The 25584-nt window shown below is 69.8% G+C and carries 14 protein-coding genes, 1 tRNA gene and 1 rRNA gene; 4 read left to right on the top strand and 12 right to left on the bottom strand.

The window, feature by feature from the left end:
- Window positions 1–207 precede the first annotated feature (207 nt).
- The 3 genes from G3I71_RS27100 to G3I71_RS27090 all read left to right on the top strand — a co-directional run bounded on the left by G3I71_RS27100 (window position 208) and on the right by G3I71_RS27090 (window position 6853).
- Entirely contained in the window at window positions 208–5043 is a 4836-nt protein-coding gene (locus G3I71_RS27100) for an ATP-dependent helicase (protein WP_164318280.1), read from the top strand.
- Window positions 5044–5145: 102 nt separating this feature from the next.
- A complete protein-coding gene (locus G3I71_RS27095) occupies window positions 5146–5985 on the top strand; it encodes an Fpg/Nei family DNA glycosylase (protein ID WP_164318278.1) in 840 nt (279 codons plus the stop codon).
- Between the two features lie 103 nt (window positions 5986–6088).
- Entirely contained in the window at window positions 6089–6853 is a 765-nt protein-coding gene (locus tag G3I71_RS27090) for an SDR family NAD(P)-dependent oxidoreductase (protein WP_164318276.1), read from the top strand.
- Here the strand turns inward: G3I71_RS27090 and G3I71_RS51355 are convergent.
- From G3I71_RS51355 to G3I71_RS27050, 9 genes are all read right to left on the bottom strand, one after another.
- Window positions 6801–7115, bottom strand: a complete 315-nt coding sequence (locus G3I71_RS51355) for a hypothetical protein (protein ID WP_239149386.1) — start codon at window positions 7113–7115, stop codon at window positions 6801–6803. The genes G3I71_RS27090 and G3I71_RS51355 overlap by 53 nt on opposite strands.
- A gap of 304 nt (window positions 7116–7419) precedes the next feature.
- Window positions 7420–7794, bottom strand: coding sequence for a helix-turn-helix domain-containing protein (locus G3I71_RS27085; RefSeq protein ID WP_164318274.1), 375 nt, complete (start codon window positions 7792–7794; stop codon window positions 7420–7422).
- 109 nt (window positions 7795–7903) lie between these two features.
- Window positions 7904–8449, bottom strand: coding sequence for a CinA family protein (locus G3I71_RS27080; RefSeq protein WP_164318272.1), 546 nt, complete (start codon window positions 8447–8449; stop codon window positions 7904–7906).
- Window positions 8446–9285, bottom strand: coding sequence for a CDP-diacylglycerol--glycerol-3-phosphate 3-phosphatidyltransferase (gene pgsA, locus G3I71_RS27075; RefSeq protein ID WP_164318270.1), 840 nt, complete (start codon window positions 9283–9285; stop codon window positions 8446–8448). Before pgsA ends, G3I71_RS27080 begins: the two co-directional genes overlap by 4 nt.
- Window positions 9282–10853 carry a 30S ribosomal protein S12 methylthiotransferase RimO gene (gene rimO / locus G3I71_RS27070; RefSeq protein WP_164318267.1) on the bottom strand — a complete coding sequence of 524 codons (1572 nt, stop codon included), beginning with the start codon at window positions 10851–10853 and terminating at the stop codon, window positions 9282–9284. Before rimO ends, pgsA begins: the two co-directional genes overlap by 4 nt.
- A gap of 104 nt (window positions 10854–10957) precedes the next feature.
- Window positions 10958–11806, bottom strand: a complete 849-nt coding sequence (locus tag G3I71_RS27065; protein WP_164318265.1) for a RodZ domain-containing protein — start codon at window positions 11804–11806, stop codon at window positions 10958–10960.
- A 270-nt stretch (window positions 11807–12076) separates the two neighbouring features.
- Entirely contained in the window at window positions 12077–14788 is a 2712-nt protein-coding gene (locus G3I71_RS27060; RefSeq protein WP_164318264.1) for a DNA translocase FtsK, read from the bottom strand.
- Window positions 14789–14946: 158 nt separating this feature from the next.
- The gene (locus G3I71_RS27055) at window positions 14947–15633 is read right to left on the bottom strand and encodes a two-component system response regulator (RefSeq protein WP_164318257.1); all 687 of its coding nucleotides are present in this window, start codon (window positions 15631–15633) and stop codon (window positions 14947–14949) included.
- A gap of 307 nt (window positions 15634–15940) precedes the next feature.
- The gene (locus G3I71_RS27050; protein WP_343243091.1) at window positions 15941–21412 is read right to left on the bottom strand and encodes a HAMP domain-containing protein; all 5472 of its coding nucleotides are present in this window, start codon (window positions 21410–21412) and stop codon (window positions 15941–15943) included.
- Window positions 21413–21731: 319 nt separating this feature from the next.
- Between G3I71_RS27050 and G3I71_RS27040 the strand changes: the two genes are divergently transcribed.
- Complete coding sequence (locus G3I71_RS27040) at window positions 21732–24479, top strand: SpoIIE family protein phosphatase (RefSeq protein WP_164318254.1); 2748 nt, start codon at window positions 21732–21734, stop codon at window positions 24477–24479.
- Window positions 24480–24529: 50 nt separating this feature from the next.
- Here G3I71_RS27040 and G3I71_RS27035 read toward each other — a convergent pair.
- The 3 genes from G3I71_RS27035 to rrf form a co-directional block, all read right to left on the bottom strand.
- Window positions 24530–24605 (bottom strand) — tRNA-Thr (locus G3I71_RS27035).
- Between the two features lie 83 nt (window positions 24606–24688).
- Window positions 24689–25351: a DegT/DnrJ/EryC1/StrS family aminotransferase gene (locus G3I71_RS27030; RefSeq protein WP_164318504.1), complete on the bottom strand. Its 663-nt coding sequence runs from the start codon at window positions 25349–25351 to the stop codon at window positions 24689–24691.
- Between the two features lie 114 nt (window positions 25352–25465).
- Window positions 25466–25582: ribosomal RNA gene (gene rrf, locus G3I71_RS27025) — 5S ribosomal RNA — on the bottom strand.
- Between the last annotated feature and the right edge of the window lie 2 nt (window positions 25583–25584).

The following is a 25584-nucleotide window of genomic DNA, read 5'->3' as shown; positions in this document are numbered from 1 at the left end:
GTCGGTGAGCAGCCGATTCCGCGCCAGACCGACGACGGACACCCCCCGGCGCGGCCCCGACCCACAACGCGACAGCAGGCACGACCACCGGCCGGGCAGCCCGCACACAGCCACACCGGCTCGCCACCACCCCGCCCAACCGCCCCACCGCCGGAGGCGAACTCGCAGGTCAGGGCAATTGTCAGTGCCGGGGTGCAGGATGGACGCATGGTCAGCTCCGCACACCGAGCCCTCGACGGCTTCTCCCCCGCGACCCGCGACTGGTTCACGGGGGCCTTCTCCGCGCCCACCGCGGCCCAGGCCGGCGCGTGGGCGGCCATCGGCGAGGGCTCGGACGTGCTGGTGGTCGCCCCGACCGGCTCCGGCAAGACCCTGGCCGCGTTCCTCGCCGCCCTCGACCAGCTCACCTCGGCACCCCCGCCGGCCGACCCCCACAAACGCTGCCGCGTGCTCTACGTGTCACCGCTCAAGGCCCTCGCGGTCGACGTGGAACGCAACCTGCGCAGCCCTCTCACGGGCATCCGCCAGGAATCAGTACGCCTGGGTCTGCCCGAGCCCGAGGTCAAGGTGGGCATCCGCTCCGGCGACACCCCGCCCGCCGAGCGCCGCGCCCTGGCCACCCGCCCGCCGGACATCCTGATCACCACCCCGGAGTCACTGTTCCTGATGCTCACGTCGGCCACGCGCGACGCGCTGACGGGCGTGGAGACGGTGATCCTGGACGAGGTGCACGCGGTCGCGGGCACCAAACGCGGCGCACATCTCGCGCTCTCGCTGGAGCGGCTCGACGAACTGCTGCCGAGGCCCGCCCGGCGCATCGGCCTCTCCGCGACCGTCCGCCCGGTCGACGAGATCGCGCGTTACCTCTCCCCCCAGCGCAAGGTGGAGATCGTCCAGCCCAAGTCCGACAAGGAGTTCGACCTCTCGGTCGTCGTCCCGGTGGAGGACCTGGGCGAACTGGGCGGCTCCCCGGTCGCCGACGCGAACGAGGGGGCCGAACGGCCGTCCATCTGGCCGCACGTCGAGGAGCGGATCGCCGATCTCGTCCAGGCGCACCGCTCGACGATCGTGTTCGCCAACTCCCGCCGCCTCGCGGAGCGCCTGTGCAACCGGCTCAACGAGATCGCGTACGAGCGGGCCACCGGCGAGCCCCTCGCCGAACACCACGCACCCGCCGAGCTGATGGGCGGCTCGGGCGCGGCCCAGGGCGCCCCTCCGGTCATCGCCCGGGCCCACCACGGATCGGTCTCCAAGGAGCAGCGCGCGCTCGTCGAGGAAGACCTCAAAGCGGGTCGGCTGCCCGCCGTGGTGGCCACCTCCAGTCTCGAACTGGGTATCGACATGGGCGCCGTGGACCTGGTCATCCAGGTCGAGTCACCCCCGTCCGTGGCCTCCGGGCTGCAGCGCGTCGGCCGCGCCGGGCACCAGGTGGGCGCGGTCTCCACAGGCGTCGTCTTCCCCAAGTACCGGGGTGACCTCGTCCAGGCGGCCGTGGTCACCGAGCGTATGCGTACGGGTTCCATCGAGTCCCTGAGGGTCCCCGCCAACCCCCTTGACGTCCTCGCCCAGCAGCTCGTCGCGATGGTCGCGCTGGACACCTGGCAGGTCGACGACCTGCTGGCCACGGTCCGCCGAGCGGCGCCCTTCGCCTCCCTCCCGGAGTCGGCGTTCACCGCGGTCCTCGACATGCTCGCGGGCCGCTATCCGTCCGACGCGTTCGCGGAGTTGCGCCCACGCGTGGTGTGGGACCGCGTCGCCGGCACCGTGACCGGCCGCCCGGGCGCGCAGCGGCTCGCCGTCACCTCCGGGGGCACGATTCCCGACCGCGGGCTCTTCGGGGTCTTCCTCGCCGGCGCCGACCCCAAGAAGGGCGGTGGCAGGGTCGGCGAGCTGGACGAGGAGATGGTGTACGAGTCCCGCGTGGGGGACGTCTTCACCCTCGGTACGAGCTCCTGGCGCATCGAGGACATCACCCGCGACCGTGTCCTGGTCTCCCCCGCTCCCGGGGTACCGGGCCGCCTCCCCTTCTGGAAGGGCGACCAACTGGGCCGCCCGCTCGAACTTGGCCGTGCGGTGGGCGCGTTCCTGCGCGAGGTCGGTTCCCTGCCCGAGGAGGACGCCCGCCTCCGCCTCCTCGCCGCCGGCCTCGACACCTGGGCCGCCGGCAATGTGCTCTCCTACCTGGCCGAACAGCGCGAGGCCTGCGGCCACATCCCGGACGACCGGACCATCGTCGTGGAGCAGTTCCGCGACGAACTCGGCGACTGGCGGGTCGTCGTCCACTCCCCCTTCGGTGCCCAGGTCCACGCCCCGTGGGCGCTCGCGCTCAGCGCCCGCCTCTCCGAGCGGTACGGCATGGACGCCCAGGTCATGCACGCCGACGACGGCATCGTGCTGCGCCTCCCGGACGCCGATCTGATGAGCCTGGACCTGCTCGACCAGGAGCCGGTGAAGACCGGCCTGGAGTACGACGCCGAGAAAGCTCCCGTAGGCGCCGCCGACATCGCCTTCGACAAGGGCGAGGTCAACCAGATCGTCACCGACCAGGTGGGCGGCTCGGCCCTGTTCGCGGCCCGCTTCCGCGAGTGCGCCGCGCGCGCCCTGCTGCTCCCGCGCCGCAGCCCCGGCAAGCGCACCCCGCTGTGGCAGCAGCGTCAGCGGGCCTCCCAACTGCTCCAGGTGGCAAGCGAGTTCGGTTCGTTCCCCATCGTTCTCGAAGCGGTCCGCGAGTGCCTCCAGGACGTCTTCGACGTCCCCGGGCTCGTGGAGTTGATGGGCGACATCGAGTCCCGCAAGGTGCGCCTGGTCGAGATCACCACCCCGGAGCCCTCCCCCTTCGCCCGCTCCCTCCTCTTCGGGTACGTCGCGCAGTTCCTGTACGAGGGCGACTCGCCGCTGGCCGAGCGGCGCGCCGCCGCCCTGTCGCTGGACTCCCGGCTGCTGGCCGAGCTGCTGGGCCAGGCCGAGCTGCGCGAACTGCTCGACGCCGAGGTCCTGACCGAACTGGAGCGGGAACTCCAGTGGCTCACCGAGGACCGCCGCGCGAAGGACGCCGAAAGCGTCGCGGACCTGCTGCGCCTGCTCGGCCCGCTCACCGACGCCGAGCTGGCCGAGCGCGGCGCCGATCCGCAGTGGGCCCGGGAGCTGGCCGGCGCCCGCCGCTCGATCCGGGTCCGCATCGGCGGCGCCGACCACTGGGCGGCGATCGAGGACGCGGGCCGCCTGCGCGACGCGCTCGGCACAGCACTGCCTGTCGGCGTCCCGGAGGCCTTCACCGAGCCGGTCAAGGACCCGCTGGGCGACCTCCTCGCCCGCCACGCCCGCACCCACGGCCCGTTCACCTCGGCCACGGCGGCAGCCCGTTTCGGCCTGGGTGTGGCGGTCACCGAGGGCGCGCTTCGGCGTCTGGCGGCCGGCAGCCGTGTCGTACAAGGGGAGTTCCACCCGGCCGGCATCGGCCAGGAGTGGTGCGACGCGGCGGTCCTGCGCCGTCTCCGGCGCCGCTCCCTGGCCGCGCTGCGGCACGAACTGGAGCCGGTGCCGCCCGCGGCGCTCGCTCAGTTCCTGCCGCAGTGGCAGCACGTCGGCAAGGGCCACGGGCTGCGTGGCGTCGACGGACTGGTGCGCGCGGTCGAGCAGTTGCAGGGCGCCTCCGTGCCGGCGTCGGCCCTGGAGAAGCTGGTCCTGCCGTCCCGGGTGTCGAACTACGCCCCCGCGATGCTCGACGAACTCACGGCAGCCGGGGAAGTCGTCTGGGCCGGGGCGGGCGCCCTCCCCGGCAAGGACGGCTGGGTGTCCCTGTACCTGGCGGACACGGCCCCACTGCTCCTGCCACCGCCCCACCCACTGGAACCCACCGCACTCCACCAGTCCGTCCTGGACGCCCTCACCGGGGGCTACGGGCTCTTCTTCCGCCAGATCGCCGACCAGGTCCGTGCCACCACGCACCCGGACGCCACGGATCCTCAGCTGGCCGACACCGTCTGGGAACTGGCCTGGTCGGGCCGGCTCACGAACGACACGCTCGCCCCGATGCGCTCCCTCCTCGGCTCAGGGCGTACGGCAGGATCGACGGCACACCGGGCCAAGCGCGCCGTCCCGCGCGGCAGGTACGGCTCGCTGACGGCCGCCGCACGCCCCGCCTCGCGCAGTGGCCCGCCGACCGTGGCCGGCCGCTGGTCCCTGCTCCCCGAACCTGAGCCCGACCCCACCGTCCGCGCCCATGCCCTGGCCCGCACCCTGCTCGACCGCCACGGGGTGGTGACGCGGGGAGCCGTTTCGGCGGAGGGTGTCGAGGGCGGCTTCTCAGCCGTGTACCGCATCCTCTCCGCATTCGAGGACAGCGGTCAGGCCCGTCGCGGCTACGTGGTGGAGGGCCTCGGCGCCGCCCAGTTCGCCATGGACGGCGCGGTGGACCGCCTCAGGGCAGCAGCGATCGTCCGAGACCGCGGCGACTCCCGCCCCGCCCCGGCCTTCGGCACCGGCACGGCCGACACACACGACGTCGCGTTCCCTACTGGCCACGACTTCGCAGCGGACTTCGACCTCGACTTCAGTGCCGAGTCCCCACATGCCCCCGCCGCGCAGAACAGACACGCCTACACGCACGGTTTCGCCGGAAACGCCCTGTCCCGGGCCTCCTCCTCCGAAGCCGCCCGTGCCGTCGTCCTCGCCGCCGCCGATCCGGCGAACGCGTACGGTGCCGCGCTCCCCTGGCCCGAACCTCCGACCGGCGCCGGCCACAAACCGGGCCGCAAGGCCGGTTCACTGGTGGTACTGGTCGACGGAGAGCTGACGCTCTACATGGAGCGCGGCGGTAAGACACTGCTGGCCTGGCCCTCCGAACCGGACGGCCGGACCACCGATGACCCGCGTCTGCGCGCAGCATCGGAAGGCCTGGCCGCAGCGGCCCGCGCGGGTTCCCTGGGCACGGTCACGGTGGAGCGAGTCAACGGCGCCTCAGCCCTGACCTCCCCCTTCGGCACCCTCCTGGAAGGAGCGGGCTTCATAGCGACCCCCCGCGGACTGCGCCTGCGCGCCTGATCACCTACCACCTGCCTCCCGCCACCTGCCACCTGCTCGCCCGTCGCCTACTCGCTCGCCCGCTCAAGGCCCCGTCCCACCCCGACATGTCACCCTGGACCCATGCCCGAAGGTGACACGGTCTGGCAGGCCGCGAGGCGGCTGCACAACGCACTCGCCGGCGAGGTGCTGACCCGTTCCGACCTCCGTGTGCCCAAGTTCGCCACGGCCGACCTCACCGGCCGCACCGTCCTGGAGGTCACCCCGCGTGGCAAGCACCTCCTCACCCGCGTCGAGGGCGGCCTGACCCTGCATTCGCATCTGCGGATGGACGGCTCCTGGAAGGTGTACGAGAACGGCCGGCGCTGGAGCGGCGGCCCGTCGCACCAGATCCGGGCGATCCTCGGCACCGCGGACCGCACCGCCGTCGGCTACCGCCTCCCCGTACTCGAACTCCTGCGCACCACCGACGAACACCGGGCCGTCGGCCATCTCGGTCCCGACCTCCTGGGCCCGGACTGGGACCCCGACCAGGCTCTCGCCAACCTCCTCACGGACCCCGCCCGCCCCCTGGGCGAAGCCCTGCTCGACCAGCGCAACCTCGCAGGCATCGGCAACGTGTACAAGAGCGAGCTGTGCTTCCTCCTGGGCGTCACCCCGTGGCTCCCCGTCGGGGGCCTGCCCGCCGACCGCACCGCGAAGCTACCCACCCTCGCGAAGAAACTCCTCGAAGCCAACCGGGACCGCCCGGTCCGCAGTACGACGGGCCGCCCCGGCCAGAACCTCTTCGTGTACGGCCGCGCACCGCGCCCCTGTCTGCGCTGCCAGACGCCGGTCCGCATCGCCAACCAGGGCGACGGCTCCCGCGAACGCCTCACCTACTGGTGCCCGACCTGCCAACCGGGCCCGACCCCCACCCCCGGCGCCCCCAGAGCACACCGGAAGCCACTCCCGTACAACTGACACCGCGCACACCCCACAACGGGAACCTCACGCCGGCGCCTCGCAGAACCGAACCGTGCCGGAACAATTGACGACCCGTCAGAAACCCTCGTACCGTCCCAGCATGCCCGTACAGGCGTACGACCTCACCGGACGCACCGCATTCGTCACCGGGGCCGCCAGCGGCATCGGACGCGCATCCGCCGTACTGCTCGCCGAGGCGGGTGCCCTGGTGCACTGCGCCGACCGCGACGCACAGGGACTGCACGAGACGGCGACGCTGATCAAGGGCATGGGCGGCACGGCCCGTACCCACCACCTGGACGTCACCGACCGGGCCCAGGTCCGGCAGGCCGTGGCCGGGTGCGAGCGGCTGGACGTCATGGCGGCGGTCGCCGGGATCATGCACAGCAGCCCCGTACTGGAGACCCTCGACGAGGATCTCGACCGGGTCCTGGGCATCAACTTCAAGGGCGTGCTCTACGCCTGCCAGGAGGCGGCCCGCCTGATGATCTCCGGGAACACCAGGGGCAGCATCATCACCATGGCCTCGGGCGCCGTCGACACCGGCAACCCCGGCCTGCTCTGCTATGGCGTCGCGAAGGCAGCCGTCGTCCAGCTGACGAAGACGCTGGCCGCCGAGATCGGCCGCCACGGCATCCGCGTCAACGCGGTCGCGCCGGGCTGGATCCGTACACCGATGACCGACCGCCACGACGGCGAGGCTCAGGCCCACACCGAGGCGCTGATGGCCCGGATGGCCCCGCTGGGCCGGGTCGGCGAACCGGAGGAGGTCGCCCACGCGGTGCTGCACCTGGCGTCCGACGCGTCGGCGTTCACGACGGGCCAGATCCTCCGCCCGAACGGCGGCGTGGCGATGCCCTGGTAGACCCGCGACCGCCGCCGTCACCGTCACTCGCACCGACACCCGCACCGATGCGCCCCCGCACCGCCCCCGTGACCCCCATGACCCGCGCCGCCCGAGCCTTCGGTACACAGTGCACCGGCAGCAGACTCAGCCCCCACCCCCCGGCCGCGACCGTCCCCTCCAGCACCCCCGCACCGGGTGCCAGCGCGAGCCGCAGGACGGCCCACCACCACACGGCTCCAAGCCCCAGAAGCGCCCCCCAGCGAGCTATACGTACCGCCATGGCCCACCTCCAGCCCCACGCTAGAACGCGACGCTCTCCCGCACACAGGGCGCATCACCGGCACAGAGGCGCACCGCTTTCCCAAGGACGGACACCCGGGAAACCCGCACGCGCCCGCCTCCTCCCCACCATGACCGCCCCACGCCCCACCGGCAAACGCACCCATGGACGGCCCACGAGAGTGCGCAGGCAGGTGCCCAGGGCGTGTGCACAACGCGAAAAACCCCGACCGCTCCTCCGGGTCTCCCCGGAGAAGCCCCGGCCGGGGCTCTCACACACTCACTGCTCGTACTGTTCGCGCACCTCAGGCGGCGACGACGTCCACCGCTTCGGCGGGCGCCTTGATGGTCACCCGTTCCGGTGGCACACCGGCCACCGACACGGAACCCAGCCTGGGACGCACCGGTGTGGGTACAGGTTCGTTGGCCGCAGCAGACTGGGCCAGCTCGGCGAGAGCGAGATCGTCGCTCACTTCCCGCATGAGCTCGGACATCCGTACGTCCAGCGCGTCGCAGATCGCGGACAGCAGCTCGGAGGATGCCTCCTTCTGCCCCCGCTCCACCTCGGAGAGATAGCCGAGTGAGACTCGGGCGGACGAGGAGACTTCGCGCAGAGTACGGCCCTGGCGCTGGCGCTGCCGACGCAGCACGTCACCCAACAGGCGACGGAGCAGAATCATCGGTGGCTCCCTCCTCGGACCGTGTAGCCGCATCCTTCACGCCCCACCGTACCGCCTTGCGCCGCGGCCGTGCGGGGAGCGATGTCGTGTTCACTCAGGGCTGCAAACATCAGGTCCCCCCGTTCTGTTCCGTATCCTGTGCCCGCTCGTTTCCGGTCTGTTCGCCCGCGATCTCCTCCAGGAGGAGTGCGAGTACGCTCCGTACACTCTCCTTACGAATTTCCGCCCGGGAGCCGTTCAACCGCAGCGACGCCACTTTTCCGCCACCTTCGAAACCGGAATCCGCTGCGCGAGGGCCGGCCACGGCCACGAAAACCGTTCCGACGGACTGCCCGTCCTGCGGTTCCGGGCCGGCGACACCGGTCGTCGCGATACCCCAGTCGGCGCCGAGAACCCTGCGGGCGCCGGCCGCCATCTGGGCCGCGACCTGCGGATCCACTGCTCCTCGGGTGGCCAGCAGGGCTGCGTCGACACCCAGCACCTGGTGCTTCAGTTCGGTCGCGTACGCCGTCACCGCGCCCCGGAACGCCTTGGAGGCCCCGGGCACCGATGTGATCTCCGCCGCGACCAGACCACCCGTGAGGGACTCCGCGACAGCGAGCGTCTCACCCCTCACTGTCAGTAGTCTCACCACGTCGGCGGCCACGGAACTCACCGTTCCGCCTCCATGGACGCGGCCTCGCGGTCGGTGATTCCCTGGCGGCGCAGCACAATGGCCTGTCTTACATAGTCGAGCCCGGTCACCACGGTCAGCACCACCGCCGCGGCCATCACCCAGAACCTCAGCGTCGCCAGCGGTCCCGTCAGCACCAGCACGTACATCCCGACGGCCACGCCCTGCGTGAGCGTCTTGAGCTTGCCGCCGCGGCTCGCGGGGATCACGCCGTAGCGGATCACCACGAAGCGCAGCAAAGTGATCCCGAGCTCACGCCCGAGGACCACTCCGGTCACCCACCATGGCAGATCACCGAGTGCGGAGAGACAGATCAGCGCCGACCCCATGATCGCCTTGTCGGCGATGGGGTCGGCGATCTTCCCGAAGTCGGTGACAAGGTCGTACGTACGCGCCAGATGACCGTCGAAGATGTCGGTGATCATGGCGACGGCGAAGGCCGCCCAGGCGAACGAGCGCCATGCCGGATCGTACCCGCCTTCGGCCAGCATCAGGGCCACGAAGCCCGGCACAAGCAGCAGGCGGATCATCGTAAGAATGTTCGCGATGTTCCAGAGGCTGGCCTGATTGACGGCCGCGGCGCCCAACTTCCCGCCACGCACCGCCTTCCCGCCCTCCTGATCGCCAGAATCCAGGGAGTCGACAAGAGGCTCGGACACCCCGGAAACCACAGCGGCGCCGAAGGCCCCGGGGGCGACCGAGGGGCCGACGGCCCCGGTGGCACCCATCGCGCCCGGCACAGCCACCGCACCCGGCACGCTCTTGGCGTTCCGCGCGCCGGAGGAGCCGCCCGCTGCGGATGCCGGGACTCCGGTCATCTGGCCGCCTCCTCTGAATGCGAACACGCGAGCGAGCCAACCGGGCCCGGGAGCAGCTCGGCCAGCAGGTCGACACCTTCTGTACCGACCACTTTCGCCTCGACCATACGACCGACACTCAGCTCTTCGCCGCTCGTGAGACCGGCGAAGTCCTCGAAGTTGGTGAACAGCACCTGCCCGTCGGTCTCCGGCGCCTGGTGCGCGCCACGGCCGTACGCGCCGTCCTCGCCGCCGACCGACTCGACCAGCACGTGCACCGTCTCGCCGACGCGCTCATCCGCGCGCTGCGAGACCAGTTCCTCGGCCAGCCGCGACACCCGGGCGAGCCGCGCCTCGACCACGTCCTCGTCGAGCTTGTTGTCGTACGTCGCCGCTTCCGTGCCGTCCTCGTCGGAGTACCCGAAGACACCGATGGCGTCCAGACGCGCGTTGGTCAGGAACCGCTCCAGCTCCGCCAGGTCGGCCTCCGTCTCACCGGGGAAGCCCACGATGAAGTTGGACCGCACGCCGGCCTGCGGCGCCTTGCCCCGGATGGTGTCGAGCAGCTCCAGGAAGCGGTCGGTGTCACCGAAGCGCCGCATCGCGCGCAGCACGTCGGGCGCGGAGTGCTGGAAGGAGAGGTCGAAGTAGGGGGCGACCTTCGGGGTCGAGGTCAGTACGTCGATGAGCCCCGGGCGCATCTCGGCGGGCTGGAGGTAGCTCACCCGCACGCGCTCGATGCCGTCGACGTCCGCGAGCTCGGGCAGCAGCGACTCCAGCAGCCGGATGTCGCCCAGGTCCTTGCCGTACGAGGTGTTGTTCTCGGAGACGAGCATGACCTCCTTGACGCCCTGCTCGGCGAGCCACCTGGTCTCGTTCAGTACGTCGCTCGGGCGGCGCGAGATGAAGGAGCCGCGGAAGGACGGGATGGCGCAGAAGGTGCAGCGCCGGTCGCAGCCGGAGGCGAGCTTCACCGAGGCGACGGGCGCGCCGTCGAGCCGCCGGCGCAGCGGTGCACGGGGGCCGGAGACCGGAGCGACGCCTTCGGGAAGATCGGCAGGAGCCTCAGCCGGTTCCACCGGCCCGGCGACCGGCCCGGCTTCGGCGTCCGTGGCGGCACCGTGCCCCGGAAGGGCGACTCCCGCACCCGCGCCCTGCCGCTCCGCCGGACTGATCGGCAGCAGCTTGCGCCGGTCGCGCGGGGTGTGCGAGGCGTGGACACCGCCGTTCAGAATGGTCCGGAGGCGGTCCGAGATGTCGGCGTAGTCGTCGAAGCCGAGCACGCCGTCCGCCTCGGGGAGCGCCTCGGCGAGTTCCTTGCCGTACCGCTCGGCCATGCAGCCCACCGCCACGACGGCCTGGGTTCTGCCGTGCCCCTTGAGGTCGTTGGCCTCCAGAAGGGCGTCGACGGAGTCCTTCTTGGCGGCCTCGACGAAGCCACAGGTGTTGACGACGGCGACGTCCGCGTCCTCGGCGTCCTCCACGAGTTGCCAGCCGTCCGCCTCCAAGCGGCCTGCGAGCTCCTCCGAGTCCACCTCGTTACGGGCGCAGCCAAGGGTGACAAGTGCGACGGTACGGCGTTCAGGCATGGACTCAAGACTACTTCGTCCCACTGACACCCCACGTCGACGGGGCTGGCCCCGTCCTGGGCCAGCCCCGTACCTGTCAATCAACCCCAGAAGCGGAGTGCCGCTTATCCGACCTCGGGGTCGCCCTTCGTGTACGTGAGTCGCTCCACGGCACCCGGCTGGAACTCGTCCTCGATCTTCTTGCCGTTCACGTACAGCTGGATGGCGCCCGCGTCGCCCAGGACAAGGTTGATCTCCTCGTTGTCCTGGAAGGTCTGCGACTGGCCCTGCTTGAGCAGGCCGTCGAAGAGCAGGCGGCCGTTGTGGTCCTTGGCGGAGATCCAGCTGCGTCCGTCCGCGGCGCTCACCTGGACGGTCACCTTGTCGCGCGGCGCCGCCGCGATCGCGCTGTCCGACGGGTCCGGCTTCGGGTCGGCTGGCTTGTCCTTCTTGGGTGTGGCGGAGGCCGGGGCGCTGGCCGTGGGCGTGGAGCCCTCGGCGACCTGCGCCTGTGTGCCCTCGTCACCGCCCTTGACCAGCGTGAAGCCGACGAAGCCGATCACGGCGACGATCGCGGCGACCATCGCCGCGGTCCAGTTCGGTCCGCGCCGCTCGGGGCGGATGCGTTCCGCCTCGAACATGGGCGCGGCGGGGGTCGGCGCCGGACGCCCGCCGTGGGCGTCGGCGAACTGCGAGAGCAGCGGTTCGGGGTCGAGGTGGACGGCACGGGCGATCGTCCGGATGTGCCCGCGCGCGTAGACGTCTCCGCCGCAGGGGGCGAAGTCGTCCTGTTCGATCGCGTGCACGATGGCGATCCGGACCCGGGTGGCGGAACTGACGTCGTCGACGGTCAGCCCTGCCGCGATGCGCGCCTGCTGGAGGGCGCGGCCGATCGAAGGGCGGGCTGCTTCCTCGCGATCGTCGCGGTCTTCTTCGAACGGACGCTCGTCTTGTGGAGAGTTGCCGATGGACACGGGGGCGCCTTTCGAGCGTTTAGCCACCTGTGCTGGAGGTTCAGTTTAGGGGGGTTCGGAAAGAGTGGGGCAACCGGGCGGACGGACTTTGTACGCCATCGGAATGGCCAGGACACGCCGATGGCGAGGTCATGGAGAGGCAAGGATCTGCCGTCTCCCTCAACTTGACGTACGCGGAAGGGAAACGGTTGCCCAATGATCCCTTACGAGTGAGTCACGATCGACCACCCGGTTGCCGCACACACGGACGCCCGTACACCGGACGACTCCCTAGGAGTCAGCCTGCCCACGAATCACCGCGAGCATCTCGTCCAGCCCGTCAGCCTTCACAAGAACGTCACGTGCCTTGGACCCCTCGCTCGGCCCGACGATCCCCCGCGTCTCCATGAGGTCCATCAGCCGTCCCGCCTTGGCGAACCCGACGCGCAGCTTGCGCTGGAGCATCGACGTGGACCCGAACTGGCTGCTGACGACGAGTTCGGCCGCCGCGCACAGCAGTTCGAGATCGTCGCCGATCTCCTCGTCGACCTCCTTCTTCTGCTTGGTGCCCACGGTGACGTCGTCCCGGAAGACCGGCGCCATCTGGTCCTTGCAGTGCTGGACGATCACCGCGACCTCGTCCTCGGTCACGAAGGCACCCTGCATACGGGTGGGCTTGTTGGCGCCCATCGGCAGGAACAGTCCGTCGCCCTTGCCGATCAGCTTCTCGGCTCCGGGCTGGTCGAGGATGACCCGCGAGTCGGCCAGCGAGGAGGTGGCGAAGGCGAGCCTCGACGGCACGTTCGCCTTGATCAACCCGGTGACCACGTCGACGGACGGCCGCTGCGTGGCGAGGACCAGGTGGATGCCGGCCGCGCGCGCGAGCTGCGTGATGCGCACGATGGCGTCCTCGACATCCCTGGGGGCCACCATCATCAGGTCGGCGAGCTCGTCGACGATCACCAGGAGATACGGGTAAGGGTGAAGCTCGCGCTCACTGCCCTCGGGCAGCTTGACCTTGCCGTTCCTGATGGCCTCGTTGAAGTCGTCGATGTGCCGGTATCCGAACGCGGCCAGATCGTCGTACCGCAGATCCATCTCCCGTACGACCCACTGGAGCGCCTCCGCGGCCCGCTTCGGGTTGGTGATGATCGGCGTGATCAGGTGCGGGATGCCCTCGTACGCGGTCAGCTCGACACGCTTGGGGTCGACGAGGACCATCCGGACGTCTTCCGGAGTCGCCCGGACCATGACCGACGTGATCAGGCAGTTGATACAGGACGATTTGCCCGAACCGGTCGCACCTGCGACGAGCAGGTGGGGCATCTTCGCGAGGTTGGCCATCACATAACCGCCCTCGACGTCCTTGCCGAGCGCGACCAGCATCGGGTGGTCGTCCTCGGCCGCGTCGGCCAGCCGGAGCACGTCCCCCAGGTTGACCATCTCTCGATCGGTGTTGGGGATCTCGATGCCGACCGCCGACTTGCCGGGGATCGGGCTGATGATCCGTACGTCGGGGCTGGCGACGGCGTACGCGATGTTCTTGGTGAGGGCGGTGATCCGCTCGACCTTCACCGCGGGGCCCAGTTCCACCTCGTACCGCGTGACCGTCGGACCGCGGGTGAAGCCGGTGACCGCGGCGTCGACCTTGAACTCCATGAAGACGTTCGTGAGGGAGGCCACCACCACGTCGTTCGCCGCGCTGCGCGTCTTGCCGGGGCCGCCGCGTTCCAGCAGGTCGAGGGACGGCAACGAGTAGGTGATGTCCCCGGAGAGCTGGAGCTGCTCGGCGCGCGGCGGCAGGTCGCGCATCGTCTCCGGCGGCGCCTTCGTGAGGTCCGGGACCCCCGCCTTGACCGGTTCCGCCCTGAGCTTCTCCTGCTTGGGGCGTGCCCCCGGGACGGGAGTGCGCGTCGGGGCCGTCTCCTCGCGGTCGCCGGCTCCAGTCACCCCCTGGGTGAGGTCGGCGACGATCGGCGAGGGCGGCATGCCGTGCAGGACGGCCCCGTCGAGCGCGGCAGCGGCGGCCGCGGCGACGTCCACGGCGTCCATCGGCCGCCCGGGGTCGGGCTGGCGCACCGCGGAGCGCCGGGGGCGGCTCCGGCGCTTGGAGAGCGCCTCCTGCTCGGCACCGTCCGGGTCGTACTCCTCGGGGGCGGACCCGCGCCTGCGGGGGCGCCCGGGCAGCGACTCTCGCCACTGGTCGTCGTACCGCTCGTCGTCCCCTGAGAGCCCGTCCTCCTCGGGGTCGCGGAGGATACCGAGCCGGATCCCGAGCTGCCGCAGCCGCTGCGGAATCGCGTTGACGGGCGTCGCGGTGACGACGAGCAGCCCGAAGACCGTCAGCAGCACCAGCAGCGGTACGGCGAGGACGTCGCCCATCGTGTATGTCAGCGGGGTCGCCGCGCCCCAGCCGATGAGCCCACCGGCGTCCCTTATGGCCTGCATGCCGTCACTGCGCGCGGGCGCGCCGCACGCGATGTGGACCTGCCCGAGCACACCGATGACGAGCGCCGAAAGACCGATGACGATCCGGCCGTTGGCGTCGGGCTTCTCGGGATGCCTGATGAACCGTACGGCGATGACCGCGAGCAGTATCGGCACGAGCAGGTCGAGGCGGCCGAACGCGCCGGTGACCAGCATCTCGACGAGGTCACCGACGGGTCCGCGCAGGTTGGACCAGGTGCCCGCGGCGACGATCAGCGCGAGGGCGAGCAGCAGCAGTGCCACGCCGTCCTTCCGGTGTGCCGGGTCGAGGTTCTTCGCGCCCTGCCCTATACCGCGGAACACGGCACCGACGGCGTGCGCGATGCCGAGCCACAGGGCGCGTACGAGTCTGTAGACGCCCCCGGTGGGGCTGGGTGCCGGAGGGGGCGCGGCCTTCTTCACCGCCGCTCGCCTGGCGGGCGCCTTCTTCGCCGCGGCCTTCCTCGCCGGAGCCTTCCCGGGCACGGCTGCCTTCTTCGCGGGCGGCTTCTTGGCTGCGGAAGGACGTGAGGCCATGTGTGTGAGGTTACCGGGAGACGCCCGCGGACACGTGTGCCTACTGCTTCACCCGTTCGTGTCGCCGTTGCGTGAGCACGGAACTGACGCGTGCTCACGCGCAACTGCGCTCGGTGTACGGGTGACTTCTGTGCGGGAAGTGGCGCCCGGTACGTGGGTCAGTTCGGCGACGGCACCGTGGGTGCCCCGCTGCCGGTGCCCGGTTCGAGCGCGTCCAGAGCCCGGCGCAGGCCGGTCAGTTTGCGTTCGAGATGGGCTGCCGTGGCCACCGCCGCCGCGTCCGCCGACTCGTCGTCGAGCTGTTTGGACAGCGCCTCCGCCTGCTCCTCGACGGCCGCGAGCCGCGCGGACAGCTCGGCGAGCAGACCCGCCGGTTCCTTGGCCGCACCGACCGACACCTTGCCGCCACCGCCTTCCAGCTGCAGCCGCAACAGGGCCGCCTGCTCCCGGAGTTGGCAGTTCTTCATATAGAGCTCGACAAACACCGAGACCTTCGCCCGCAGCACCCACGGGTCGAACGGCTTGGAGATGTAGTCCACCGCGCCCGCCGCGTAACCCCGGAAGGTGTGGTGCGGACCGTGGTTGATCGCGGTGAGGAAGATGATCGGGATGTCCCGGGTCCGCTCCCGCCGCTTGATGTGAGCGGCTGTCTCGAAGCCGTCCATACCCGGCATCTGGACGTCCAGCAGAATGACCGCGAAGTCGTCCGTCAGAAGTGCCTTGAGCGCTTCCTCCCCGGACGATGCCCGTACCAGTGTCTGATCCAACGCAGAGAGGATGGCCTCCAGCGCCAGCAGATTCTCCGGCCGGTCATCGACCAGGAGGATCTTGGCCTTCTGCACCATGGCCCGCCCTCCTCGCCCCGGCTTGGGGCCTCCCCTGTCCTCAGGACTTGGGGCAGCACCACCCGGCGCCGCCCCAGGGGACGGCTTCCTTGCGCCGCCCGTCCTCGTGCCGGTCATGGTAGCCGCACCCTGCCCGTCGCCACACCCTGTCACCGCGATGTCACTGTGCACGTAGCAGAAACGTAGCGGGAGACCAGAAGGTTCCCCGAATCCCGTACTTCTACACGGCATCGGCCACACTGAGTCAGCAACTCCGCGTGAACACCGAGGGTTCCCGTCCGCGTGACGGAAACACCCAGCTCAACCGTCACTCGCCTCGCATCCACTGTTCCATCACCGACAGCAGGTGATCGGGGTCGACGGGCTTGGTCACATAGTCCGAGGCCCCCGACTCGATCGCCTTCTCCCGGTCGCCCTTCATCGCCTTGGCGGTCAGCGCGATGATCGGCAGCCCGGCGAACTGCGGCATCCTGCGGATCGCCGTCGTCGTCGCGTACCCGTCCATCTCGGGCATCATGATGTCCATCAGTACGACTGTCACATCGTCGTGCTGTTCCAGGACTTCGATGCCCTCCCGGCCGTTCTCCGCGTACAGCACCGACAGCCCGTGCTGCTCCAGGACGCTCGTCAGCGCGAACACGTTGCGGATGTCGTCGTCGACGATCAGCACCTTCTCGCCGTCGAACATGATGCTGCGGCGCGGCGGCTGCGGCGCCTCCTGTTCCCCTGCCCCCCACTGACCGTTGGCCCTGGAGGACGCGTTCAGTTCGGTCACCGACACGCCCCTGCGGCGCCGCCTGAAGAGCGCGGCGGGCCCGTTCTGCGCCTCGTGGTACGACTTCACCTCGGCCGGTGTCTCGATGCCCGACCCGGCCAGCTCGGCCTCGGAGGCCAGCAGTTCGCCGACCTCAAGAGAGGGCGCCAGCTGCGCGTAGCCCTGCGGGGGCAGTTCGCTCGGGTGCAGCGGCAAATACAGCGTGAACGTCGAACCACGGCCCGGCTCGCTCTGCGCGTGGATCTCACCGCCGAGCAGCCGTGCGATCTCCCGCGAGATGGACAGGCCCAGCCCCGTACCGCCGTACTTGCGGCTGGTCGTGCCGTCCGCCTGCTTGAACGCCTCGAAGATCACCCGCATCTTGCTGGCCGCGATACCGATACCCGTGTCGGTCACCGAGAACGCGATCATGTCGGCGTCCGCGTCCCGCAGCGAACCCGCCTCCAGCAACTGCTCCCGGATGGCCACCGGGACTTCGGCTCCGGCCGGCCGGATGACCAGCTCGACCGCTCCCGTGTCGGTGAACTTCACCGCGTTGGACAGCAGGTTGCGCAGCACCTGGAGCAGCCGCTGCTCGTCGGTGTGCAGCGTGGCGGGCAGATCGGGCGAGACCCGTACGGAGAAGTCGAGGCGCTTCTCCGCGGTCAGCGGCCGGAAGGTCGCCTCCACGTAGTCGACGAGCTGCACGAGCGCGATGCGCGTCGGGGAGACGTCCATCTTGCCCGCCTCGACCTTCGACAGGTCGAGGATGTCGTTGATCAGCTGGAGCAGGTCCGAGCCCGCCCCGTGGATCGTCTCGGCGAACTCGACCTGCTTCGGGGTCAGGTTGGTGTCCGCGTTGTCGGCGAGCAGCTTGGCCAGGATCAGCAGCGAGTTGAGCGGCGTACGCAGCTCGTGCGACATGTTGGCGAGGAACTCGCTCTTGTAGCGCATCGACACGGCGAGTTGCTCGGCGCGCTCCTCCAGTACCTGCCGTGCCTCCTCGATCTCCGTGTTCTTGACCTCGATGTCGCGGTTCTGCTGGGCCAACAGCTCGGCCTTCTCCTCCAGCTCCGCGTTGGACGACTGAAGCGCCTTCTGCCGGTTCTCCAGCTCGGCCGAGCGCTCCCTCAACTGCTCGGTCAGCTCCTGCGACTGCTTCAGCAGCACCTCCGTCTTGGTGTTGACGGAGATGGTGTTGACGCTGGTCGCGATCATCTCGGCGATCTGGTTGAGGAAGTCCTTCTGGATCTGCGTGAACGGCGTGAACGACGCCAGTTCGATGACACCGAGCACCTTGCCCTCGAACAGCAGCGGCAGCACGATCACCTGCGCGGGCGGGGCCTCACCGAGCCCGGAGGAGATCTTCAGATAACCGCTCGGCGCGTTCTCCACAAGGATCGTGCGCTTCTCCTCGGCGGCGGTCCCGACCAGCGCCTCACCGGGCCGGAACGACGTGGGCATGGAGCCCATGGAGTAGCCGTACGAGCCGAGCATGCGCAGTTCGTACGCGTTGTCCGGGGCGCTTCCCGGGTCCTTGCCGTCGAGCATCCGCATCGCCAGGAAGAACGCGCCGTGCTGGGCGGTGACGACCGGCGTCAGCTCGCTCATGATCAGCGAGGCGACGTCGTCGAGGTCCCGGCGGCCCTGCATCAGGGCGGAGATGCGGGCGAGGTTGCCCTTGAGCCAGTCCTGTTCCTTGTTGGCGATCGTGGTGTCGCGCAGGTTGGCGATCATCTTGTTGATGTAGTCCTGAAGCTCCTGGATCTCGCCGGAGGCGTCCACGTCGATCTTCAGGTTGAGGTCACCACGGGTCACGGCGGTCGCCACACGCGCGATGGCACGCACCTGCCGGGTCAGGTTCCCGGCCATCTCGTTCACCGACTCGGTGAGGTCGCGCCAGGTGCCGTCGACGTCCCGCACGCGCGCCTGGCCACCGAGCTGGCCCTCCGTACCCACCTCGCGGGCGACTCGGGTGACCTCCTCGGCGAAGGACGACAGCTGGTCGACCATGGTGTTGATCGTCGTCTTGAGCTCGAGGATCTCGCCGCGCGCGTCAATGTCGATCTTCTTCGTCAGGTCACCCTTGGCGATGGCCGTGGTGACCATGGCGATGTTGCGCACCTGGCCGGTCAGGTTGGACGCCATCCCGTTCACCGACTCGGTGAGGTCCTTCCAGGTACCGGACACACCAGGCACCCGCGCCTGCCCGCCCAGGATGCCGTCCGTACCCACCTCACGGGCCACCTTGGTGACCTGGTCGGCGAACGAACTCAGCGTCTTCACCATGGTGTTGAAGGTGTCGGCGAGCTGCGCGACCTCGCCGCGCGCCTCGATCGTCACCGTCCGCGTCAGGTCGCCGTTGGCGACGGCCGCCGCGACCTGGGAGATGTTCCGCACCTGGACGGTCAGGTTGTTGGCCATCAGGTTGACGTTGTCGGTGAGGTCCTTCCAGATGCCCGTGACGCCCGACGCGTGAGCCTGCCCGCCGAGGATGCCCTCCGTGCCGACCTCTCGGGCCACCCGGGTCACCTGCTCGGCGAACGACGACAGTTGATCAACCATGGTGTTGACCGTCGTGACGAGTTCGAGGATCTCGCCCTTCGCGTCAACAGTGATCTTCTTCGACAGATCGCCCTTGGCGACGGCGGTCGTGACCTCGGCGATGTTGCGCACCTGGATGGTCAGGTTGTTCGCCATGAAGTTCACGGACTGCGTGAGGTCCTTCCAGGTGCCGGAGACACCCTGCACCTCGGCCTGACCGCCGAGCATGCCCTCCGTACCCACCTCACGGGCCACCCTCGTGACCTCCTGGGCGAACGACGACAGTTGGTCGACCATCGTGTTCAGGGTGTTCTTGAGCTCCAGGATCTCCCCGCGCGCGTCCACGGTGATCTTCTGGGACAGGTCACCGCGGGCCACAGCGGTCGCCACCTGCGCGATGTTGCGCACCTGGCCGGTCAGGTTGGAGGCCATGCCGTTCACGGAGTCGGTGAGGTCGCGCCACACACCGGCGACCCCGGGCACCTGCGCCTGCCCGCCGAGCCGGCCCTCCGTACCCACGTCACGGGCGACCCGGGTCACCTGGTCGGCGAAGGCCGAGAGCTGATCGACCATCGTGTTGATCGTGTTCTTCAACTCGAGGATCTCGCCGCGAGCGTCGACATCGATCTTCTGGGACAGGTCGCCGTTGGCCACCGCGGTCGTCACCTGCGCGATGTTCCTCACCTGGGAGGTCAGGTTGCCGGCCATGAAGTTGACGGAGTCGGTGAGTTCCTTCCACGTACCGGACACGCCGTCCACGCGCGCCTGACCGCCGAGGCGGCCCTCCGTACCCACGTCACGGGCCATCCGCGTCACCTGGTCGGCGAAGCTCGACAGCTGGTCCACCATCGTGTTCACGGTGTTCTTCAGCTGAAGCATTTCGCCGGAGACATCGACGGTGACCTTCTGCGACAGATCACCGTTGGCCACGGCGGTCGTCACCTGGGCGATGTTCCTCACCTGTCCGGTGAGATTCCTGAACGCCGTGTTGACGGAGTCCGTCAGGTCCTTCCACGTACCCGCCGCACCCGGCACCTGGGCCTGGCCGCCCAGCTCGCCCTCGACACCGATCTCCCGCGCGACCCGCGTGACCTCGGCGCCGAACGCGGACAGCTGGTCGACCATCCCGTTGACGGTGTTCTTCAGCTCCAGCATCTCGCCGGCGACCTCGACGCTGACCTTCTGCGACAGATCACCGCTGGCCACAGCGGTCGTCACGGCGGCGATGTCCCGTACCTGGGTGGTGAGATTCCGGAAGACCGTGTTGACGGAGTCCGTCAGGTCCTTCCACGTACCCGCCGCACCCGGCACGTTCGCCTGCCCACCGAGCCGCCCCTCGCCACCGACCTCGTTGGCGACCCGGGTGACCTCGTCCGCGAACGTCCGCAGCGTCTCGGTCATCTGGTTGATCGTCTCGGCGAGCTGGGCAACCTCACCGCGCGCCGAAACCGTCACCTTCTGCGACAGATCACCGTTGGCGACCGCGGTCGTCACCTGCGCGATCCCGCGCACCTGGGCCGTCAGGTTGCCGGCCATAAGATTCACCGAATCGGTGAGGTCTTTCCACACACCGTCCACACCCGGCACCTGCGCCTGGCCGCCGAGTTCACCCTCCGTACCCACCTCGCGCGCGACTCGCGTCACCTCGGAGGAGAAGGACGACAGCTGATCGACCATCGTGTTGACGGTGTTCTTCAGCTCAAGCATCTCGCCGGCCACGTGAACCGTGACCTTCCGCGACAGATCACCCTTGGCAACCGCCGTCGTCACCAGCGCGATGTCCCGCACCTGCGCCGTCAGCCGGTACGCCATGGTGTTGACCGAGTCCGTGAGATCCCGCCACGAACCGGACATCCCGCGTACCTGGGCCTGACCGCCCAGCTTGCCCTCCGTACCGACCTCGCTGGCCACCCGCGTGACCTCGTCGGTGAATGTCGACAACTGGTCGACCAGGTTGTTGACCGTGCGCCCGACCTTGAGGAACTCCCCGCGCAGCGGATGCCCACTGCCGTCCGCGGCCGGCGCCCGCAGCTCCATCCGGGGCGACAGATCGCCCTCCGCGACCGCGCTCAGCACCCGGCCGACCTCGGAGACCGGGCGTACGAGATCGTCGACGAGCGCGTTCGAGGCGTCGATCGCCACAGCCCACGAGCCCTCGCTGGCGCCCGCTTCCAACCGCTCGGTCAGCTTCCCCTCGCGCCCCACCATGCGCCGCACACGCGACAATTCACCCGTCAAGTGGAGATTGCGGTCGGCCACCTCGTTGAAGACCGCCGAGATCTCCGACATGACACCGTCGCCGGACACCGTGAGGCGTTTCCGGAAGTTCCCGTCACGCATCGACTCCAGAGCCGACAGCAGCCGGTCCAGGGAAGCCGTGTCGACCTCTGTCGTTCCATTGCGTGGTTTACGACGGTTACTCAGGGGTTGTCCGCCTTTCGCGCGCGTTTTAGTGCCCCGCGTCGCTGCGCCAGACTCCACTGTGTCCCTCCCGCAGGGGTCGACCGTTACTGCTCTGGGTGCTCTGCCGCCATTACTCGGGCGTACCCGGATACTGCCAGCCGTGCCTAGACCTTCTCCTGGAGCCTGCCCAGTGTTTCACCCTGTCCGAACCCGGCCATAACAGTTCGGCAGCTTCGCACACCGTCCGCACACTCTGGGGACGTAAACACTGCAGACCTGCATCCGCATGGACCGCGAAGGTAAGTAACCTGGCATACGGCTGTCCAGCCACACCGGTCCGTCCGGTCTGGGCGGTGGCACGACCACGAGCGGGCAGGCATCGGAGGGGCACCGCACCATGACCACCGGACTGCATCCCGGGGAAACACCCCAGGATCCCCGGCCGACGGGGAACCAGACCCTGCCCCGGCAGGAACGGGTCGGCCCCGGCACCCTGCACGCCGACAACCGGACGAGGAGTTCTGTGATCACCGCGCGCGCGGCCGCCACCTTCGACCCCGTCGGGCGATCGGTAGCGACCGCCCGTTCCTTCGTCCGCGACACCCTGCAGGGCTGGGGATTCGCGGACATCATCGACGACGCCGTGGTCCTCACCAGCGAACTGGTGACCAACGCGGTGATCCACGCGGGCACCTCCGCGGACGTCCTGTGTCTACGCAGTGACGACGGCGTCCGCATCGAGGTGGCCGACCGCTACCCGGAGCGCGAGATCCCCCTCCAGGGGTCACCCGTCAACATCGGCAGCCCCGACCGGGAGGGAGGCCGTGGCCTCCAGCTGTGCGCGGCCCTGGCCGGCCGCTGGGGCGTCGAGTACACGTCCACCCAGAAACAGGTCTGGTTCCAACTCGACGTCCCGGAACGCGCGGTGGGCACCCGCTCCGCGGGCCCGGCCCTGCCCGCCGCCCTCCTTCCGCTGGCCGACGGCCGGGTCCGGGTCGCGGTGATCCAGATCGACCGCGTCGGATCCATCGCGGCATGGAACGAGGACGCCGACGAACTCTTCGGCTACGCACCCGAGTCGGTCATCGGCAAGCCCCTCACCGACCTCGCCGCCTGGCCGCACACTCCTGGCACCAGCACGGGCATCGTCGAGGCCCTCCAACTCTCCCGCTGGGAAGGCACTTACGGCATAAGGGGCGCCAACGGCCGCGTCACCGCGGTGTACGCCTCCCACCTCCGCGTCCGCGACACGGACGGCGAGCCCTCGACGGTCTGCCTCCTCGTACGCGACCACGAACGGGCGGTCCTGCAGACCCCGTTGCGCGGCAGCTCGTCCGACACGACGTCGAGCTCCGAGGGCCCGAACGCCGACCCCTTCGAGGTGTTCATCGGCTCCCCGGCTCCGGACGACCTCGACGGGCTGCTCCAGCGCACGGTGGAGCGCGCCCGCGACATGCTCGACGCCGACTCCGCCTTCCTGCTCCTCGCCACGGACGACGAGACGGAGCTGGAGGTCCGGGCCTCGACGGGCCTTCCCTCCGCCCGCCAGCGCTTCGCCCGCGTCCCGGTCGAGGCGGGCCCCGGCCGCTACGGCTCGGCCCGTATGCCGGCCGTCCACGACGACCTCTCGGCCGTCCCCGGCGCCGTCCCCCTGCTGAACGGCACGGGCATGCGCTCGGTCGTCACCGTCCCCCTGAAGGTGGAAGGCCGCCTCACCGGCTCCCTCGGCGTCGCCGCCGAGTCCCCCGGCCGCTTCACCAACGAAGAGGCACTGCGCCTCCAATTCGCCGCGGACCGCATCGCGTTGGCGGTGGAATCGGCCCGCCTCGGTGAACTGGAACGTCTGCGCCGAGGTTCCCTCAGCTTCCTCGTGGAGGCCTCCGACCTCCTCGCCGGAACACTCGACCGCGACCAGACCCTCGCCCTCATGGCCCAGATGACGGTCCCGACCCTGGCGACCTGGTGCGCGGTCTACACGATCGCCGACCAGGCCTCGGAGCCGTACCTCTCGTACGTCCTGCACGAGGACGAGGACCGCATCGACGGCCTCAAGGCCCTGCTGTCGAAGATCGCCCCGCCGGACCCGGTCCCCACCCCCGGCGCCCGCGTCTGGTCGGCCCCCGCGGCGGCGGCCCACCAGGCGGCCCTGCGTACGTCCATGCGCAGCCTGGGCCTCAACACGCCCACCTCGGTCGGCTCGGGCATCGGCACGACTCTCGCCACGGCGGCGGCAGTCGGCGGCGAGACGGTCGTCCTCCCCCTGGTCGCCCGGAACCGCGTGATCGGCATGCTCACCCTCGGCAAGCCGACGGACGAACACTTCCGCCAGGAAATCCTGGAACTGGCCGAGGACCTGAGCCGCCGGGCCGCCCTGGCCCTGGACAACGCCCGCCTCTACTCGGAACGCACCGCCATCAGCCAGTCCCTCCAACGCAGCCTCCTGCCACCGGAGTTGCCGGAGATCGACGGCGTGGAGGTGGAGGTCATCTACCGCGCGGCCGGCGAGGGCAACGAGGTCGGCGGCGACTTCTACGACCTCTTCCCCATCCGCGACGGCGCCTACGGCTTCGCCATCGGCGACGTCTGCGGCACGGGCCCGGAGGCCGCGGCGGTGACGGGCCTGGCCCGCCACGCGCTGCGCCTGCTGGCGAGGGAAGGCTTCGGGGGCCCGGCGGTCCTGGAGCGCCTCAACTCGGCGATCCTCGACGAGGGCGCCCGCAGTCGCTTCCTGACCCTCCTGTACGGCGAGTTGTGGCCCCAGGAGGACGGCAGCGCCGTACTGAAGGTGGTTTGCGCCGGCCACCCCCTCCCGCTCCGCCTGCGCCAGGACGGCACGGTGGAGCCGGCAGCGGAGCCCCAGCCCCTCCTGGGCGTCCTGGAGGACCTGGAGCTGTACGAGCAGACGATCACCCTCGACCCCGGCGACGTCCTCCTCTGCGTCACTGACGGCGTCACAGAACGCCGTGAGGGCACCCGCATGCTGGGCGACGACGGCCTGACGGACGTCCTGAGGACGTGTACGGGCCTGACGGCCGGCGCGGTGGCGGCCCGCATCATGCGCGCCGTCGAACGCTTCGCCTCCGACGCCCCGTCCGACGACATGGCGATCCTCGCGATGCGCGTGCCGGGCCTCCCGAAGAACTGACGACGGGCATGCAGAAGGCCCCGCCCAATTGGGCGGGGCCTTCTGCTATATGGAGCCCCCCAACGGAATCGAACCGTTGACCTTCTCCTTACCATGGAGACGCTCTACCGACTGAGCTAGGGGGGCCAGTTACCTCTCGAGGTTTCCCTCGCGGCAACGAAAGAGATCATACCCCGAACAGACCCGTGCTCCCAACTACTCCCGCACGATCAGAACACGGGCTGCAACAGCCCCCCGAGCGAGTTGCACGCGGACACGATCCGCTGCATGTCCTTCTTGGTCAACGAGGCGTCCACCGGCAGCGCAAGCGTCTCGTCGACAGCCAGCTCGGTCTCGGGCAGCGAGACACAGCACCGGAACGCGGGCATCCGATGCACGGGCGCCTTCACCGGCACCCGGCAGTCAACTCCCCTGGCCCGCAAGGCCCGAGCGAAGGCATCCCGATCGGGCCGCCCATTGCCGGGCACCCGCACGACGTACTGCTGGTAGGTGTGGCCGTCCCCGTCGTCGGGCGTCCGCACACCCCTCAGCTTGAGATCGAGGAACGCCGCACGCTGCCGCCGCTGAGCGATCTCGTCGTACGGCGCCTCGGACTCCCCGTGCTGCAACACCAGAAGCCCACGCCGCTGCCCGACCTCGATCAACCTCCCCATGTCGGCCGGCCGCCCGAAGCGGTATACGACAACGACGGCCGCCGTCCGAGGAGTTACGGCCGCCTCGACACCTGACACCTCCAGGCAGTACGTCACCGGATCTATGTCGGCGAACACAGGCAGCGCACCGGCCAGGATCACGGCCTCGGCGACTTCCACGTTCCCGAAGGCCGACACGACGACCTCGTCACCGACTCCGACGCCGGCGGCCCTGAGCATTGCAGCAGTACTCATGCTCTGGATGTTGGGCGCGAGACGTGAACGCCAAGTGACGCACAACAAAAAAGGGTTGGACCCCGAACCGAAGTTCAGGATCCAACCCTTTCAATATTTGTTCGGCGGTGTCCTACTCTCCCACAGGGTCCCCCCTGCAGTACCATCGGCGCTGTGAGGCTTAGCTTCCGGGTTCGGAATGTAACCGGGCGTTTCCCTCACGCTATGACCACCGAAAC

The organism is Streptomyces sp. SID12501, from assembly GCF_010550245.1.
Lineage (GTDB): Bacteria > Actinomycetota > Actinomycetes > Streptomycetales > Streptomycetaceae > Streptomyces.
Note: the sequence above shows the minus strand (reverse complement) of the source record. Positions and strands in the feature narration are given on the sequence as shown.

Coding starts and splice junctions, on each gene's coding strand:
- G3I71_RS27100 (WP_164318280.1), top strand. CDS start 208: ATGGTCAGCTCCGCACACCGAGCCCTCGACGGCTTCTCCCCCGCGACC.
- G3I71_RS27095 (WP_164318278.1), top strand. CDS start 5,146: ATGCCCGAAGGTGACACGGTCTGGCAGGCCGCGAGGCGGCTGCACAAC.
- G3I71_RS27090 (WP_164318276.1), top strand. CDS start 6,089: ATGCCCGTACAGGCGTACGACCTCACCGGACGCACCGCATTCGTCACC.
- G3I71_RS51355 (WP_239149386.1), bottom strand. CDS start 7,115: ATGGCGGTACGTATAGCTCGCTGGGGGGCGCTTCTGGGGCTTGGAGCC.
- G3I71_RS27085 (WP_164318274.1), bottom strand. CDS start 7,794: ATGATTCTGCTCCGTCGCCTGTTGGGTGACGTGCTGCGTCGGCAGCGC.
- pgsA (WP_164318270.1), bottom strand. CDS start 9,285: ATGACCGGAGTCCCGGCATCCGCAGCGGGCGGCTCCTCCGGCGCGCGG.
- rimO (WP_164318267.1), bottom strand. CDS start 10,853: ATGCCTGAACGCCGTACCGTCGCACTTGTCACCCTTGGCTGCGCCCGT.
- G3I71_RS27060 (WP_164318264.1), bottom strand. CDS start 14,788: ATGGCCTCACGTCCTTCCGCAGCCAAGAAGCCGCCCGCGAAGAAGGCA.
- G3I71_RS27055 (WP_164318257.1), bottom strand. CDS start 15,633: ATGGTGCAGAAGGCCAAGATCCTCCTGGTCGATGACCGGCCGGAGAAT.
- G3I71_RS27040 (WP_164318254.1), top strand. CDS start 21,732: ATGACCACCGGACTGCATCCCGGGGAAACACCCCAGGATCCCCGGCCG.
- G3I71_RS27030 (WP_164318504.1), bottom strand. CDS start 25,351: ATGCTCAGGGCCGCCGGCGTCGGAGTCGGTGACGAGGTCGTCGTGTCG.